Source organism: Anabaena sp. 90 (assembly GCF_000312705.1).
GTDB classification, from domain to species: Bacteria; Cyanobacteriota; Cyanobacteriia; order Cyanobacteriales; family Nostocaceae; genus Dolichospermum; species Dolichospermum lemmermannii.
Window position 1 is genome coordinate 1058635 of sequence record NC_019427.1, and the last position, 19863, is coordinate 1078497.

The 19863-nt window shown below is 39.3% G+C and carries 2 protein-coding genes; both read right to left on the reverse strand.

The genetic code is table 11. The features are described from left to right. Nucleotides 1-12: 12 nt before the first annotated feature. Nucleotides 13-11622 carry a type I polyketide synthase gene (locus ANA_RS04845; RefSeq protein WP_015078937.1) on the reverse strand — a complete coding sequence of 3870 codons (11610 nt, stop codon included), beginning with the start codon at nt 11620-11622 and terminating at the stop codon, nt 13-15. A gap of 93 nt (nt 11623-11715) precedes the next feature. After that, nucleotides 11716-19623 carry a type I polyketide synthase gene (locus ANA_RS04850; protein WP_015078938.1) on the reverse strand — a complete coding sequence of 2636 codons (7908 nt, stop codon included), beginning with the start codon at nt 19621-19623 and terminating at the stop codon, nt 11716-11718. Nucleotides 19624-19863: the final 240 nt, after the last annotated feature.

A 19863-nucleotide genomic window follows, 5' to 3' on the forward strand; every position in this document is an offset into this window, starting at 1 on the left:
TAGCTTTAATATTTAATCACCATATTCTTCAAGCTCCGCTAACTTTTGATTAAGTAGTATAGCCAACTCATCTTCATTGAGACTTTCATAAGGATTGACAATCTCACTAGATTCATTTGATTTTATCTCAAAATCAACAGAATCTGCTAACACTTCTTTCTGCAAATAAATGTTGAGACTCGCAATATTAGGATAATCAAAGATTATAGATGTAGGTAAAGTACAAGCTAAATTACTTTGCAGCCGATTTTTAAATTCTAGTACCATTAACGAGTTTAAACCCAACTCTAAAAATGAGGTGTGGTGAGGAATCACACTACTAGCAGATAATCCGGTAACTTCGCGTAAAATTTGCTCAATTCCTTGCGATAAATTTTCTGCTCGCTCATCTATAGATACAGACTTTAATCGTTCTAATAATTTTGCCTCTTTGCTATCTGCTTTAGTTGTAATTACTTCGGCAAAGAATGGTTGATTAATGTTAAAAGCTTGATTAAAAGTAGACCAATCAATATCAAGAATAATTCCTTGATCAACGTCGCTGAGAATTAAGTCACTGAGATATTTGATAGCGGTATCAGAAGGCATACTGTGAATACCCCAATTAGCAAAACGTTGTTTTTCAATTTTATTCCCTGTATCCCATGCGCCCCACTTGATACTAATACCTGGTAATCCTAAACTTTGTCGTTGCTGTATTAAAGCATCCATAAAAGCATTAGCAGCAGCGTAACTACTTTGTCCCGGTGAACCTAGAATTACAGCAGCAGAAGAAAAGGCTATGAAAAAGTCTAAAGATAGATTGCGGGTGTAGCGGTCTAATAATAAAGTGCCTTCCACTTTGGGACGCATAACATTTTGATATTTTTCCCAATTTTGATTAGTTAAAAGCCCATCATCAAGGACAGCTGCCGCGTGAATGACTCCGCGTAAGGGGGGTAAATCCGCGCCAAAACGGGAGAATAGCTGTTCCGTATCTGCGGCTGAGGTAATATCAGCATTGACAATTGTAATCTGTGTACCATTTTTAGTTAATGAGGCGATCGCTTCTGGTTGAGATTTGACATGGCGACTACACAAAACCAAATGGCTAGATCCCATTTGTGATAACCACTGAGCCATGAGCAAGCCAAGTTTACCCAAACCACCTGTAATTAAATAAGCTCCCTCTTTGCTAACTAATTGCTGTTTTTGGGCTGCGGGAATTGTTGCAGATACTAACCTTGCTCCATAACGGTTTCCTCGGCGTAAAGCTAGGCGTGACTCACTGCCTGATGTATGAAATTCGTTGAACAAAAATTCAGCTTCATGAGATTCTACAATTGCTGGTAAATCTAAACATACACAACGAATTTGGGGATATTCATGATTAATTACTGCTCCTAATCCCCAAAGCGGAGATTGTTCCGGTTGCAAATAAGTTTCAGATAAAACTCGATTCGCACCACGAGTTACTAACCATAAATCAGGTAATTTTTTCATATTACTAGTAATAGTTTGAATTAAATACAATACAGCATTACAACTCTTGTAAACTGTATCTGCACTTGCTTCATTAGGTACAGTTTCCCAAGCAAAAATCACACCCGTAGGAAATTCACCCGATGGATATGCTTCTTGATATAAACGTTGAAAATCAGATTTCCGAGATGGATTGATGACAAAACTTTCTAGAGAATGACGTTTATAATCATCACTAAGTTCTACAGTAATAACTCTTTCTCCAGCTTTTTGCAATAAATTAATCGACTGATACAAAGCTGTGCTAGGACGTACAAACACTAACCATGAATGTTGAGAGTTTCCTGTAATAGTTGAAACTGAATCAAGCTTTTGCCATTGCACCTGGTAAAAACAATTATTTTCAGTTTCTTGCCATAAACGTTGTAAAACTGCTGGATTAATCCGCCGTGCTGTTAAGTCTGTAAACCGAGCGCAAAGCTGTTCTTGCTCATCATAAACCTCTACATCTACACAGATTTCACCATCAATCTGAGATTTAATCTCAATGTGCGTCCAAGCTTGAGTACCAGGATTGCCAAATAATTCTAGAGAAGAGAAACCATAAGGTAAATGCAATTCCTGACCGTGAATTTCTGGGAAAGCCGCGCCAATACTTTGTAAACAAGCATCTAAAAGCACAGGATGCAAACAATATCGCCGATCTACCAAACTGCGATCGATACTAATTTTAGCCTGAGAACTACTGCTAAAATACCTGAGTTCTTGAATAGCCTGAAAACGCTGACCATAGCTAATTCCCATCTGCTCATAAAACTCATAAAATCTGGCTAGATCTACAGATTCCCTTCTTTCATCCTTTGCGTCTCTGCGTCTGTGTGTGAGCTTTTCATGTCTTTCATTAACGTTAATCTCACCCGTAACATGAAGTACCCAACTATCTTTTGCTGAATCACTACTAAATATCTCAAAACTATAGCCAGACGACTTCTTAGACTTAAAAATCAGTTGCAATTTAGTTTGAGATTGAGATAAAACTAACCCCTGATGAATAGCAACATTTTGAATAATCGCCAAATCATCAGTAAATATTTGCCGACTAGCTACTAAAATCGTTTCAATGAAACCCGTAGCCGGAAACAAGATTTTTCCAAATACCTTGTGTCCTTCCAGATAATCTGGATACTCAGAACTTATCTCTCCTTCAACAATAATTTCTCCTGTAGCTAGCTTTTTAACCTCATGAATAAAAGGATGCAGTTTAGTCTTAATATCACTTACAAAAAATTGTGGATTTGATAACCAATAACGTTCTCGTTGAAACGGATAAGTAGGTAAAAGAACCCGCTGGACTTGCTTAAATACCTCTGTCCATTCTATAGAATAACCATTAACAAAAAGTGTTGCTAAACTTCTGTACATCTGGGCTTGTTCATCTTGTCCAGGTACAATGCTGGGTAGCCATAATATTTCTTTGCTTTGAGAATTTAGCCGCGCCATACCTAATAACACAGGCTTTGGTCCTAACTCCAAAAAATGGCGATAACCACTGTCAATTAACAATTTAAATCCTTGACCAAAATGTACAGTATTGCGAAGATGGCGCAGCCAATAATCGGCAGTAGCAATTTCTTTGCCAATTGGTTTACCTGTGACATTACTAATAATATTCAGGCTTGGTTCATGGAAAGAAACTTGCTGTAACATCTTAGCAAAATCATCAAGGATTGGCTCCATTAAAGGAGAATGAAAAGCATGAGATACTGCCAAACGTCTAGTTTTATAACCTTGCTCCATAAATGATTTCTCTAGTTGTTCAACAATTTCACTCAAGCCAGAAATAACATTAATTGCACCATTATCTGCGGCAATATTTACTTGATTTCCATAGGGAGTCAGATGATCGGCTACTGTTTGATAATCAGCATAAATTGCTGCCATTGCTCCATTATGCGGTAGTTCTCCCATCAAGCGACCGCGTTGAACAACTAACTGCAAAGCATCTTCTAAAGAAAAGACTCCTGCTAAACAAGCGGCGACATATTCACCAATACTGTGTCCTAAAAGGGCAGCAGGTTGTATTCCCCAAGATTGCCATAATTTCGCAAGTGCGTATTCCAGTGAAAACAGGGCTGGTTGTGTGATTTGAGTCTGTTCTAGCTGTTCACTATTTTGCAATTGAAAAATTAAACCTAAGAGCGACTTTCCTAAAATAGGTTGCAGAATGTTGTCACAAAGTTCCAGAGTATTTTTAAAGACGGGTTCTTGGTTGTAAAGAGTTTGTCCCATCCCTGAATATTGAGAACCTTGTCCTGAAAATAGGAAAACTACTTTTGTTTGAGTTTCTGATGTAATTGGAGTAATTAAATTATCAGAATCTTCACCTTTTTGGAAATCAGCAAGTGCTTTTTCGGCTGTAGTATTTGAGTCAGCCAAGACACACAATCGATGCCGGAAAATAGCCCTTCCTGTACTGGCAGTAAAACAAGTATCTGCGAAATTCACAGATTCATTTAAAGCGTATTGATAATTTTTTGCTAATTCTTTGAGAGATTTTTGAGAACGAGCCGAAAGCGGCAGGAGGTAAAATTTCTGCTCAGATGGCTGTGGAGAATTAGATGCAATTTCTCCAACAATAATATGAGCATTAGTACCACTAAATCCAAAAGAACTTACTCCAGCAATGCGTTCTCGTTGGCTAGGATGCCAGTTTTTTCCATGTACTGGAACTTCAAAAATCTGAGAACTCCAATCAAAACGGGGGTTGGGTTGTTGAAAGTGAAGATGGGGAGGAATTTTGTGATGTTGTAGGGCTAAAACAGTTTTAATTAACCCAGCAATTCCGGCTGCTCCTTCTAAATGTCCTAAATTAGTTTTGACAGAACCAATAATTAAAGGTCGATTTTGGAGACGTTTGCCAAATACCGCAGCCATACTTTCTAATTCAATCGGATCGCCTAAAGCTGTCCCAGTACCATGAGCTTCAATAAAATCTATTTGCTCTGGGTTGAGTTTCGCCGCCTTTAATGCTTGATGTAATAATTTTTCTTGAGCATCACCATTAGGTACAGTCAAACCACTACTTGATCCATCGTGATTTACGGCTGTACTATGAACTTTAGCTAAAATGTGATCGCCACTTTTAACGGCTTGACTCAACCGCTTGAGAACAATCATCCCGCAGCCTTCGCCCCGTACCATACCATTAGCACTCGCATCAAAAGTCTTGCAACGTCCATCAGGTGCAAGCATATGGGCGCGACTTTCAATTAAGGAAATTACCGGAGTTAAAATTATATTCACACCACCTGCTAAGGCAATGTCACACTCACCATTACGCAAAGCATTGCAAGCTAGATGTACTGCTACTAAAGAAGAAGAACAAGCAGTATCAACTGTCATTGATGGTCCCTGTAAGCCCAGTACATACGAAATACGACCGGCAGCTACACTCAGAGAAGTGCCAGAACCAGTATAGGCGTTAATTGCTTCTGGTGCGTAACTCAACTGGGCATAGTCTTGAGTCATCGCCCCCACAAAAACCCCTGTTTGAGTGTTGCGTAACTTTTGGGGGTTTTGCCCAGCAGATTCTAAGGCTTGCCAAGTTGTTTCTAATAGTAGGCGTTGCTGAGGATCGATGGCGACTGCTTCGCGGGGGACAATGCCAAAGAATTCGGCATCAAATTGATCTATTTGCTCTAGAAATGCTCCGTAAGGAGAATAGATTTTTCCTGGTGTATCTGGATCGGGATGATACCATGCTTGCATATCCCAGCGATCGCTGGGAATTTCTCTGACTGCATCTTTCCCCTGTTCTAAAAGTTGCCAGAATGATTCCAAATCATTCGCACCGCCAGGAAATCGACAAGCCATCCCTACAATCACAATTGGATCTTCTTCCTGTTGCGGTTTTTCGGGGGTATATTTTTCAATTTGGATTTGGGGAACTTCTTGTATTAGTTGTTGTACAGGAGTTTGCACCTCAGAGGTAACTAAAATTTCCCGCAGGAGATAATCTGCTAAAGTTTCCACATTGGGAAACCGAAAAGCGATTGTTGTGGGTAGAGAGCAATTAAAATCTGTTTGCAGAAGATTGCGAAGTTCTGTGGAAGTGAGAGAATCCATCCCCATGTCAAAAAAGCCTTGTTGGGGAGATACTTCATGAGTTGATAGTCCTAATACAGTGCAAACTCGCAAACTAATTTGGCGGATAAGTAAATCACGACGCTGTTTTACAGGTATGATTTGCCACTGTTCTAAAAGATTGGATGCAGTTTGAGATTTAGGTTTGATTTGGGGTAAGAAGTTTTGATAAAAGCTTTGATTAATGTATGGAAAACGTTGCCAATCAATAGCAATTACACCAGCACGTACAATTTGATTAAACAGAATTTTTTCTAGAGTATTGAGTGCTAAATCTGGTGCGATCGCATCATAACCTTTGGCTGCTAATCTTTCTAAGACATTGCGATCGACTGCTGCACCGATTTCGCTCCACGGCCCCCAGTTGATGACTGTAGCTGGTAAATTGTGTGCATGACGATAATAGGTAAAGGCATCTTCAAAGGCATTCGCAGCCGCAGCATTAGCTTGTCCCGCCGAACCAATGAGCGACACAGCAGAGGTATAACAAACAAAGAAATCTAAGGTATCGTTCAGGGTTAGTTGATGCAGTAGCCAAGTTCCTTTCACCTTGGGGGCGAGAACATAGTTGAAACGTTCTGGTGTCAGTCGCAGTAATGTTGTATCGTCTAAAGTGCCAGCGATGTGGAAAATTCCTCGCAACGGATATTGCGATCGGCATTCTTCTAGTAGGGCGTGCAGTTTCTCGGCATCTGTGACATCAACATCTTTAATTTGGATGTCTTCGTTAATGGATTGCAGACTTGCTAGAATTTCAGGATTGAGAGCTTTTGCACCACTGCGACTGCACAATACTAAATGGCACGCGCCATGTTCTATCATCCATCGGGCAGTGGCTAAACCTAATCCGCCTGTACCACCAGAAATTAGATAAAAGCCATCTTGACGGAAATTGATGTTTCCATCTGCTAATTTGCGCTCTACCAAACGCGGACAGAAGCGTTGTTCGCCCCGCAAAGCGACGCGGTTTTCTTGGGTGTTGTTGTGGATTTCTCTAAATAATTTTTCTCCTAAATCTTGTGCATGAGGATCTAAATCAATCGCTCTAAAATTTAGTTCGGGATGCTCTAGAACTAAGCTTAAAGCCATTCCTAATAAGGAAGATTGGGCTGGAGAAGTTAAGGTTGTGATTTCTTTTGCTGGTACAGACCCTTGAGTAACAAGAATGAGCGCGGGGGGGTTTTCTTGTTGTAATAATGCCTGAAGTAGAAATAGAAAACGTCTACAATGAATTTCTACAGCTTGATAAATTTCGCCTTCTATTTCTTGTAATGACCAGAGGTAGATGATTTCACGGGTTTCTGGTGTTATCAGGTTTTGTAATAGTGATAGGTAATCGTCGGGGTTATCGGGGTTAATGTCTTGAGGGGAGATGAGGGAACAAGTAATTCCTCGCTGTTGGAATGGGGTGATTAAACTGCGAGCAATTCCGTTAGTGTCAGCAAAGATTATTTCGCGCCAAGACACAGAGGTGCATAGAGAAGGAAGGCTGCTTTTGGCGATGATTACGCTTTGTTGTAATAGGTTCCGTGTCTTTGGATTGGTTGGTTCGATGATGTTAATTTCTGTAAATTGATGCTTGGCGAGTAGGTTTTGCCAATGTTCTGTATCTACTAATGGATAACCATTGCGGTGCGGATCTTGACTGCATAACCACCATCCTTCTGTTAACCCAAAGGTTAAATCTACCCAAGGACGCGCTCCGGTACTTTCTAATAGTATGAGTATGGCATTAGGAGCTAGTAAAGAACGGACATTATTAAGGGTTTCATTAATATCTGCTGTGGCATGAAGGACGTTAGCAGCAATAATAATATCAAAATAACTAGGTAGAAATCCTTGAGAAATGGGGGCTTTTTCTATATCTAAAGTTTGATATTTAATGAAGGGATAATTACTGAAATTTTCTTTGGCTCTGGTTAAAAAGCTAGAAGAAATATCGGTAAATGTGTATTCAATTTGTTCTGGAGGTAAATGTGGTAAAATTGCTGCGGTACTTGAGCCTGTTCCCCCTCCAATTTCGAGGATGCGTAACTGTCGATTTGTTGGTAAATTTGCTACTACAGTTTTAATTGTGGCTGCGACTAGTTCATTCATCAACTTAGCACCAGCCGCATCAGAATATACAGATGCGATCGCATTCAAATCGCCTTGGGGAAATAGTAATTCTAATGGCTCAATTTGGCGGCGCATTACCGCAGCTAAAGCCGAACCACAACGTTCTATCAAATTAATTTCTGCAAGGTAATCAGGAAATTCCCTACGTAGTTGTTGAATTGGTAATTGAGATGAAGATATAACAGGTTCTTTTGCTAATAACCATCCATCTTTTTGCTGAGTAATTATTCCTTCTTCAGCTAGAATTGCTAAACACCGCGACAATAAAGGACGATAAAAATCAACAACTCCACCTTGAGTAGCAATCTGTTCTTCTGGATAAATTTGACCTAATTGGGGTTGCCAGTTAAGCTCTTTTAAACCTTCCCATATATAACTTACGCTTAAAGTTTCCATTTCTTCAAGCAAGCGTTCATATTGGTACAATTTTTCAGCTAATTGCTGTTCTAATTGCTGGGGTTGAACTAGAGTTTTAATGGCATCAGGGTTTAGTAAATAATCTCTACCATCAGGTAACAATGATGCTAAAGTAATCCACTCCTCCATGTAAGATTGTGGTTGGATTTGATGGCGGATAATTTCTTGACTTTGAACTGATTTAAGTTCAAATCCTGTAATTGCTACTAGTAACTCACCTTGTTCTGAATAAATATCAATATTAGAGATAATATAGTTATTAGAATTTTTAGTTAGTCGAGCTGCACTGATGACACTAGCACCTGGGGACTTGAAGAATTGAAATTTAGCAATGCGGACTGGGACATAAGTTACAGATGATTCTTGCTGAAATAAAATTGCAGCGATCGCCTGAAAACAAGCATCCAACATTACTGGATGAAACTTATATTTTTCGGCTTCTAGACACTGAATTTGTGTTAACTTGATTTTAGCAAATGCACTATTTTTGCCACGTTGAAGCTTATTAATGATCTGGAAGCTACTGCCGTAATTAACTCCTGATTTTTGATATCTTTCATAAAATGAATTAATTTCCATCTGCTCTGGACAGTTAGCAGCTATTTGTTCTAGATTTTGGCGATTTGCATCTAGTATATTTAAACTATCAATTCCCCCGGTAACAAGTACATCCCAATTATTATTACTTTGCTGATATATTTGAAAACAATTTTGTTCAATAATTAACTGTAATGTATCCTCTTGTTCTTGCAGCAATAGTGCTTTTTGAAATTCGATATTTTCTAAAATTACAGCTTGGCTTTGTGCCGCTGCTAACGCCATTTCAATAAAAGCTGCACCAGGAAATATCGGTTTATCAAAAACTTGATGTTCTGTTAAAAATTCTGGGTTGTTCTGACTAATACTAGCTCGATATTGAATAGAAGAGAGGGGAGAGGGGAAGCGATCGCCTAATAAAGGGTGTCCAGAGCGATTTGATTTAATAGCATCTACCCAGTAGCGTTTGCGAATAAAAGGAGAACTGGGCAAACTAATTTTTTGTCCTGAGCAAGAGCGATGGAATTCTTGCCAATTAATATTTACTCCTCTTACATATAGTTCAGCTATGACTGTTTGGATTTGCTGATAATTACTGCAATCTTTTGCTAAACTACATAAGCAAAGGATTTCTTTTGCTGGTAATTTACTATGAACGATATTATTTATGGGCTGATTTCCAATCTCTAGAAATATTTGATAGCCCATCTGATGTAAGGTAAAAATCCCTTTTTCAATATTGTCTAGGTGATGTAGCTGTTGCAACCAGTAAGCAGCAGTTTTAATATAATTATTAGCAACCTCACCATTATTAGAAATTAAAGTGAGTTGTGGATTACGATAAGAAACTTCTTCAGCTACTTTTTGAAAAGCTAAAAATTCTTTTTCTCCACTTTGCTCGCTAAATAAATGAACGCGAGTTGCCACTAATTTAACTGCATCTCCAATCGAAAAAATTCCAGCTTGTTGAGCAGCAATATATTCGCCTAAACCATTTCCTAAAATTGCAGAAGGGCGGATTCCCCAAGATTTCCAGAGTTCACAAAGAGCATATTGCAGCGCAAATAATGTTGGGTGAACATATAAAGGATCGTTTATATCTTGATTGTTATCAAGTAAGTCTTCTATAGAGAAATTTAAATAGTTTTGAAATAGGCGATCGCATTGCATCAAAGCATCACGAAATACAGGCTCATTTACAAAAAGCTCTTTCCCCATCGCCGGAAATATAGTTCTTGCATCATTGCAAACAAAAGCGATTTTAGTATTTACTCGTACCTCACCGTAAATGATATTAGCTTCTCGGTCATTACCATTAACAAAAGCTCGAAGTTGTTCTTTAAAACTAGCAGTATTGGAAACTAATAAAGTTAATCGCTGTTTATGATGAAAACGACCTGTATTTACAGAAAAGGCGATATCAGTTAAGTTAACTTCCGGTTTTTGGTCAATATAATTAACAAAGTTAGCAGCCAACAGACGCAATCGTTCTTCATCTTTAGCAGACAGAGTTACCAGTACAGGAAATGTTGTTTTAGTTGAGGATTGTACTTGCGGAGGTTCACTCAATATTGCATGAGCATTTGTTCCCGATGCTCCAAAAGAACTGACTCCAGCCGCTTTTATCTTGCCATTGCCTTGAGTCCAGGGGCGAGTCTGTGTCACCACGTGCAGAGGTATGCTATCCCAATTAATGTGAGGATTTGGTTTTTGGAAATTGAGATGTGCCGGAATTTCGCCATGATAGATAGATAATATAGTCTTGATCAAGCCAGAAATCCCCGCCGCCGCCGCTAGATGACCAAGATTTGTTTTGACAGAACCGATTAACAAAGGTTGGGATGGAGAGCGATTGACACATAAAGCATCAGCGATCGCTTTAATTTCAATCGGATCTCCTAAAGATGTACCCGTACCGTGAGCCTCGACATAATCAATAGCATTGGCACTTAGACGAGCATCAGCTAAAGCATCACGAATTAAATCTGTCTGCATAGGTCCATTAGGAACAGTAAAACCGCCACTGGCACCATCGTTATTGACAGATGTTCCTCGAATTAACGCCCAAATGCGATCACTATCTGCTAAGGCTTCACTCAACCTTTTTAAAACAACAACTCCGCAACCTTCACCAATCCCAAATCCGTCAGCACTTTCGTCAAAGGTTTTGCACCTACCGTCAGCAGCTAACATCTGATTTCTGCACAAGGCGATCGGCACTTCCGGGGTGAGAATTAGGTTTACTCCCCCCACCAAAGCTTGCCGACATTCCTGGGAGCGCAAAGAACGGCAAGCTAAATGCACTGCTACCAGTGAAGAAGAACAAGCCGTATCGATAGCCAAACTAGGGCCATTGAGATTCAAAAGATAAGAAATGCGTCCAGCAGCAGCATTTATATGGTTGCCAGAGATATGATAAGCCCCTATTGTGCTATAATCTCCTCCCGGTGCAATCAGACGAGCATAATCATTGTTTGTGATGCCAATAAAAACACCGGTTTTGCCGATTCTGGCAGTAGGCGCAGCCATACCAGCATCTTCTAACGCCTCATAGCCAACTTCTAAAAGTAACCGTTGCTGAGGATCGATATGCAAAGCTTCTCTCGGTGCAATCCCAAAAAAGTGCGCGTCAAACATCGACACGTCATTGAGAAAACCGCCTTGAGATACATAGATTTTGCCGGGTTTACTACGATCTGAGTCATAAAAATCAGACACATTCCAGCGATCGCTAGGTACATCTGTGAGCGTATTACCACCAGCTTTGAGAAAAGACCAAAAAGCTTCAGGAGTGGAAATATTTTTACCAAAACGACAACCCAAACCCACAACCGCAATCGGTTCGCTTTGTTGAGCTTCAACAGCTTTTAATCTCTCCTTCGCTTCATTTAGCGCCTTAAACACCCTAGCTTGGACAGACTTATCGTTACTTATCTCCAACTCCATCTTTTCTCCTTCCCCTCTTCCTCTGCGTCTACCTAAGTTTGCTTAACGAGGGTTCCCCTAGCACCGCAACTTCTCTCTGCGTGAGCTAAAAAATCAAGAATTACCTAAAAAAGCCTCTAAATCTGCAAGCTCTTGTAAAAATAAATCCTGATCAACCTCCTCCTGAATAGGAACAACATTTACAGAAGCATTAACCTGCCAACTAAACACCTGTTCCACTAAATAATCAACTAATCTTCTAATGTTAGGAAAATCAAATATCAAAGAAGCAGGTAAAGCCACTTCCAATCCTTTCTCTAAACGATTTTTTAATTCAATCGAAAGCAAAGAATCAATCCCCATTTCTAAAAATCCTTGTTCGGTATCTGGTATCTGTTTATTTCCTAAAATTGTCCCTACTTGTTTGCCAATATATTCAAACAAATGTTGCCGACGTTCTCCTGGTGGAATTTCTTCTAGAAAACGACGTGTAGAGATTGACTGTTGAATTCCTTTAACTGAATTTTGGTATTCTCCTAATTTTTCAAAAATTGGTTTATTGCCTTTAGATTGATAAATATTTTTGAATCGCACCCAATCTACATCAGCTAGTAAGATTTGTGTTTTTCCAGATTCCATAACAGCGGTCATTGCTGCAAAAGCTTTATCTAAAGCAATTTCTTTCATACCAATTTGTTTGAGCCAATCTTCATAATCTTGAGAAACTATGCCATTTCCAGCTAATAATGCCCAATTCAAACTAGTAGCTGGTAATTTTTGAAGATGACGTAAATGAGCTAAAGCATCCATAAAATGACTAGCAGTATCGTATAAACCTTGCTCTTTAGCTCCCCAAATTGCACCTGCGGTAGAGAACAAAACAAAGTAGTCTAATTGAGTTGCTAAAGATAACTGATGCAAATTCCAAGAACCGCGAACTTTTGCCTGAAAAACTTCTGCAATATCATCTAATGTACATTCGCTTAATTTAGCTTTGCGTCCTGACACTCCGGCAAGATGGAAAATACCCCGGAGCGGATCAGATATTTTTTGAATTTTGGTAAAGATGCGTGACATTTGCTCAAAATCTCCCACATCTGCTTGACAAACTTCTACAGTTGCTCCCTTTTGTTCTAAAGTCTTGATATTTTGAATTATTTCCCCAAATTCTGCTTGTGAATCCCACTCTGCTCGTAGTGGAAATTGACGACGTGTAGTCAAAATGAGGTGTTTTGCGCCCAAATCAACCAGATGGCGAGCAAGTTGTAATCCTAGATGACCAATACCTCCTGTAATCAAATAAGTAGCTTGAGCTTGGATAGTGACTGGTTTTGTAGGTAGAGATTCCAGTGGGGAAAGACGCGCAACGTAAGCTTGACCTTTGCGGAACATCAGATGATCTTCGGTGACAGAGTTAGTCAATCCTGAGAGTAAAGCAACAAGATTTTGAGCAATATCGGCGTGGGGACAGAGGTCTATCATTCCCCCCCATAGTTCTGGTTCTTCTAGCCCCATCACGCGCCCCAACGCCCAAAGCGGAGACTGAGTAACAAAAGATGGCTGCTCTAATCGAAAGGGTTGACCACCTTGGGTAACGAGGAATAATTTGGGAGGATGAGGTATTTTTTTAATCGCCTGGAGAAGATTTAAAAGATGGTGACAGCGATTGAATAAAGTAGACTCATACTGATCGCCCTCACCACCATTCACAAGATAAATAATTCCACGCCAACAGAGAGATGAAGCCAGCCGTGTTTCTAGCTCAGAGCTATTTTCTAAATTGGCGATCGCACAAGATCCACAATCTTTGCTTAGTTGCTGTTGAATTGCTAGAGCTAGATTATCTGTTTCACTATCGGTAAAAATTAGCCAATTACCCGAAATATCGCTGCTTTTTTCGGCATTTTGGGCAACAATAATACTTTGCTGAAATAAAGGACTGCCAATTTTTTCGTCAGGAGAAATAAATTCAGCTTGAGCAAAACCAGATTCTCGGAGAATAGATTGCCAAGTAGATGCTGCAATAATGGGATGATCTGAGCGTAAATCGCGATCGCTAAAACGCCACCAACCTTGAGTCACGCCAAATATTAAATCAATCCACCGGGACTGATGAGTAAGTTCTAGGAGTAACAAGTGTCCTCCAGGACGCAGTAAACCTCGAATATGGGGTAAGGTTTCTCCTTGTAAATCCCGCGTAGAATGCAATACATTTGCTGCAATAATTAGATCGTAAGAACCGGGTAAAAAACCTTGAATTTCGGGGTCTTTTTCTATGTCCAAAACTTTGTATTCTATGAAAGAATGAGCAAAAGTATCTTTGGCAGTCTCTAGAAAGAATGGCGAGATATCAGTAAATGTGTAGTTAATTTGACGAGAAGCACAAGCTTGGAGAATTTGATGGGTAGTAGCTCCAGTTCCCGCACCAATTTCTAGAATTCGGATTGGTTCTAATGGAGAATAGTTTGATAATAAAAGCTCTACTGTTTTAGAGATACTAAGGTTGAGAACTTTTGCCCAAGATGTGTTTTTATAAAACTCTGCTACTCCAATTTGCCCGTCTTGAGCAAATAAGATGGATAAAGGAGAAATCTTCCCGGTAATTATGGCTGCAAGATTGACCGCAACTCGCTTAAACAGCGTTAATTCTATGGAAGCATTTGGATACTGAACAATCAAATCATCTACTGTTAAATCAGAGTGAGATTGTTGCGGTTCACTGATGATTTTCCAGCCCAAACCCTGCTTTTCTAGAAAGCCTGTTTGTGCCAATATTTTTAAGCAGTGCTGCCATAGTAATCTATACTCCTCTTTAATGCCAGCCTGACGTAAACTATTTTCTGGAGAGAGGATAGTATTTATTTGCCATAATCCCAAATCTTTTAACGTTTTCACAATAAAGTTGGCACTAAGTTCTTCCATTTGGGAAAAAGCTAGAGAAACTCCTGTAAATTGTGTAGATTTGATTTGTTCTGACAAATAAGAGCCTAAATCAGTTTGAATTATTTCTAAATTCTCTAATTTCTTAGCTGATAAAAGATGAGGTAGCCACTCTAACTGATAAAGTAAGTTATCAAAATTAGAATTACCTGTGTCTTGATGATGTAGCTGAATTAATTGTTGAACAATTGCCGATAAAGTTTGTTTTTCAGCTTCAGAATAATTCCCAGTTTCTATTAGAGTCTGGATCAAATTGTTTGTATCTTTTTGAGACAACATCTTGACAACAGCAGATTCCTTGGCAGTTTGGAATTGAGTTTTTAAGGGAATCCAATGTTGACGTTGCTGAAAAGGATAAGTTGGTAAAGCACATCTTTTAGGTTGGTAATCTTTTTCAAGTCCAAACCAATCTATATTTGCACCACGTACATAAAGTTTACCTAGACTTTCTAGTAGAACTTCCCAATCAGAAAATCCTGAGCGTAAACTCGGTAATATTAGAGGGTTAGATAAAGATATCGATGACTGAATAATGCCTAAAAGAACAGGTTGTGGTCCAATTTCGATAAAACTATCACATCCAAGAGATTCTAGAGACACAACTCCTTGATAAAATTGCACAGGATGCAGCAAATGTTGAATCCAATAATCAGGAGTAACAATACTGTCATCTGCAATTTCTCCTGTCAGGTTAGAGATAATAGGAATTTGGGGTTTAGCAAAATCAATTTCTTGCAGGGTATTTTTAAATTCTCCACATACGGGTGCTATTAATGGTGAATGAAAAGCATGAGAAACCTTTAATTGGCGAACTTTTACTCCAGCGTTAATAAAGTGTTCGCTAAGTTGTTGAATGATTGTTTGTTCGCCGGAAATTACTGTATGTTGTTTTGCATTGATTGCTGCGATCGCAACTTTTATCCCCTGATTTTTACACAATTGCCGCACAGATGTTTCATCCAGAAAAACGGCAGCCATCGCTCCTTGCTCTGCGGGTAATCCACCAATTAAATTTGCTCTTTGTACGACCAGTTTTAAACCACTTTCAATATCAAAAACTCCTGCAAAACAAGCAGCCGCATACTCGCCCAAGCTATGCCCTAAAACAGCAGTAGGCTCAATGCCCCAAAAACGCCATAATTGAGCTAGTGCTACTTCGACAACAAATAAAGCTGGTTGGGTATAAGATGTATGATTTAAAGCTACATCAGAATTAGCAAAGATGACTTGCAGTAAAGATCTACCTGTTAGTTCTTGATATATTGTTTCACATTGGTCTAAAGTTCGCCGGAAAGTTGGTTGGGTTTGATAGAGTTGGTTAGCCATTCCCAGATACTGAGAACCCTGTCCTGTGAACAAAAAGGCAATTTTGGGAGGCTGCTTTTCATCAACTTGAGCGTGAATTACTGACTCTATATTTTGTTGTCCAAACTGATGTAATTTAGTAACAAAATCATCAATTTGGCAACCAGTCACCGCTAAACGATTCTGGAAATGAACTCGGCTAGTATTGGCTGTGAATACTATATCGGAGATATCGCTGGCGGGATGATTTTGAAGAAATTCTGCATAGCTTTTTGCTAAATCTACCAAAGCCTGTTCTGTTCTGGCAGAAAGTGTGAGTAAATGGTGGGGACGCTTGATGTCATTGGACTGGGGAATAATGGCGGGCGCTTCTTCCAGCACCACATGAGCATTCACGCCACCAATTCCTAAAGAGTTAACCCCAGCGCGTCGAGGCAACTCCTTGCCATCTTCTTGCTTTGCAGTCCAGGGTATGGCTGCGGTATTGACATAAAAAGGAGTCTGGGAAAAATCAATCTGGGGGTTGGGAGTATTGAAGTGTAAAGTCGGGGGAATAATTTGATGTTTGAGAGCCAAAGCAGCTTTGATTAGACCAACAATACCAGAAGCAATTTGCATATGCCCGATATTGGTCTTCACCGATCCCAAAGCACACTCTCCCTGATTTGCAGTGCTATATGCTCTAGCCAAAGCATCGATTTCGATAGGATCTCCCAGTTTTGTACCTGTGCCATGAGCTTCTACAAAGCCAATGGTATCAGCTTCGACTCCGGCAAAGGCTAGTGCTTCGGCTGCTACTAAAGTTTGACCTTCTCCTCCAGGAGCTGTAAATCCTAGCTTTCTACCGCCATCGTTATTGATGGCAGATCCCTTAATCACAGCGTAGATATGATCGTTATCTGCTAGAGCGTCTTTTAATCTCTTGAGCAAAACAACTCCAACCCCACTGCCAAAAATAGTACCATTCGCTTGGGCATCAAAGGCGCGACAATGCCCATCAGGAGATACAATCAAACCTTCTTGATACAAATAACCAATCTTTTGGGGAGAGTTGATAGAAGCAGCTCCAGCCAAAGCCATGTCACTTTCACCGTTCAACAGACTTTGACAGGCTAGATGCACAACTACTAGTCCAGTGGAACAGGCTGTTTGGACATTCACACTAGGTCCACGCAGGTTCAATTTATAGGAAATCCGTGTAGTCAAATAGTCTTTATCGTTAGCCACCATCGTTTGAAACCCTCCCATCGAATCTAATGTGAAGGGTTGTAACTCGTCGTTGGCATCTAATTGACCGCGATACGGATAGCAATTATTAATAAAATAGGTGTTCATGCTTGCCCCAGCAAACATCCCGATCGCTCCCTCATAGGAGTTAGGATTATAGCCAGCGTTTTCTAAACACTCCCAGCTACATTGCAGCAGTAAACGTTGCTGGGGATCGAGTAATTCTGCTTCTCGGTCTGTGTATCCAAAAAACTCATTATCAAAGGATTCTACCTTGTCGAGAATCGGTCTAGCTTTGACATAGTTAGGCTGCTGGAAAAGTTCAGGAGCAACCCCCGACTCTAGTAGTTCTTCTTCAGAAAAGAAGGATATTGTTTCGACTCCGTTTTTGAGATTTTCCCAAAAACTATCTATGTTGTTAGCTCCAGGAAATCGACCTGCCATACCAATAATAGCAATATCATGAGTGTCCTGATGGCGACGCGAACGATTTTCGGCGCGTTTTCGACTTTTTTCTGCTATAACATTTGTGGTATTAGATTCTTCAGTTAAGAAATGGGCTAATGTGGCAACTGTAGAATTTTTAAATATTTCAGTTAGAGGTATCTGGCGACCAAAAAGTTTTTCTAATTGGTTTTGGACACGAATTAGGTGTAGAGAATTCCCTCCTAATTCAAAGAAGTTATCCTGTATACCTACTGAATCAAGTTGTAAAATCTCACACCAAACTGCTGCTATTTGGCGTTCATTTTCAGACTGTGGTAAGCTGGCGTTTTTTTGGCGATCGCTCGCTAAATATTCATTGATTGCTTGGATGCGATCACTAAATAATCCCTGTTCAAAATCTTTTTTTAATTTAGCTTTTTGAACCTTACCAATAGATGTTTTGGGAATTAACTCAGCCGCCAAAGGAATCACATAAGCAGGTGCAATTCCTACTTTCTGCGTTAAATGGCTGCGAATTTGTCTGACTACTTTTACTGCATTATCAAGATTATTTGATTCCGGATTAAAAGTAATAACTAATAAATCTGTTTCTCTGTTTTGGTCGAAAACTGCAAAGGCAGCCGTATAGGAAATAGCTACACCATCTAATTCTTCTATCGCTGTTTCAATTTCATGGGCGAAGTAGTTAATACCGTTAATAATAATTTCTTGTTTCTCTCTACCAGTAATAACTAATTCACCATTGTGTAGATAACCTAAATCTCCAGTAGTAAACCAACCTCCATCTTGAAAAACTTCTTGGTTAAGATCGGGATTATTATAATATCCTTCAGTTACAGAAGGTCCTTTAATCTGAAGTCGTCCAACTTCGTTTTCTGGCAAAATATTATTCTCTTGGTCAATAATTCTAATAGTAGCTCCAGGAATAGGGCGACCTAGAGAGACAAAACTATTTTCTTCTATCAATTCATCTTTGCTTAAACCTGCTGACCAAGTAATTCCAGAACAAGATTCAGTCATCCCGAATGCTGGTTTAATTACTCTATCCCGCAATTTATGTTTTTCTAGAATTTCTAAAAACAAGCGAATAGTTTTGACCGAAACTTGCTCTCCGGCATTAACTAAAAATTTGATTGAGGAGAGGTCATAACAAGATTGGTTAAGTTCTTCAGTATGCTGATTAATTAAGGAGAATGCAAAGTTGGGAGACCAAGAGATAGTAGCTTGATACTTTTGAATTAGTCCTAACCATTTGAGTGGTTGACGTAAAATTAATTCAATTGGCACATGGATTTGATGACAAGCCAAATCCACAGCCATAATTCCTAAAAATACTATTGCCCCTACATGGTCTAAGGGCATCCAATTTAGGGTAACTTCTTGTCGTGTAAAATTATTCATCCGCACTGTACCGACGGACATAGATAAAAGGTTGCGATGATGCAACATCACTCCCTTGGGTAGTCCTGTACTACCAGAAGTAAATAGTAGTAATGCTGGATCTAATGGTGTAAGATGAGGTAATTCATGAGCCGACAGTTGGTTTGATAGAGATTGATTACTTCGTAATTTATCTATCGATACTACCCGCAATTCCTTTAAATGAGATTGAGTAGTTAATTTTTCTATTTTGCTAATTAATTCACAATCCGTTAATATAATAGGCTTCTCTAAAATCTGCCAGACATTTTCAAGTTTTTTAACTGCGGCATTTTGTATATCATAATTGGGAGCGATGCTCAAAGGTGCAGGTATAATCCCACCTAAAAAACAAGCCCAAAGTGCAGGAATAAAATCTTGATTTCTCCCAATTTGTAATATGGCTTTATCTCCTAATTTAAGTCCGCGTCGATAAAGCCCATCTAAAATAATCAGAGCATCATTATATAAATCTTTATAAGTCTGAAAATATTGACTTTCGTCACTTCTAATATATGTAATACCTTGACTTTCGTACTTAGCAGCATCACTCAATACTTCTGGAAGAGTCCGCCAGATATCTTCTAATTGGTCACCAAAGAGCATTGCATTATCCTGTTGACGCAGCAGTGTCTCCTGTTCCTCTACACTTTCTTGGAAGTCTATCTGTGTTACCCCTGTCATTACATGCCTTTATTGCTAGCTTTTATATTTTTACTATTTGTCGCATTCTTTTTTCGATTCGGTGTCATATTACAAAAATTGATTAACAGCAAACAACCGTACAATTCAAAAAAACAATGTATTCATTTTGATGTTTATAGTCTTCTTATATCTTGCACCGGGAAATTTGATTGTCAATTTCATGACTAAATGCAATCCGGGGCATTCGTTTAAGGTTGAGTAAAAAAAAACACAAAAGTA

Excerpts from the sequence above, each read along its gene's own strand:
- ANA_RS04845 (WP_015078937.1), bottom strand. The coding sequence starts at position 11,622 with ATGGAGTTGGAGATAAGTAACGATAAGTCTGTCCAAGCTAGGGTGTTT.
- ANA_RS04850 (WP_015078938.1), bottom strand. The coding sequence starts at position 19,623 with ATGACAGGGGTAACACAGATAGACTTCCAAGAAAGTGTAGAGGAACAG.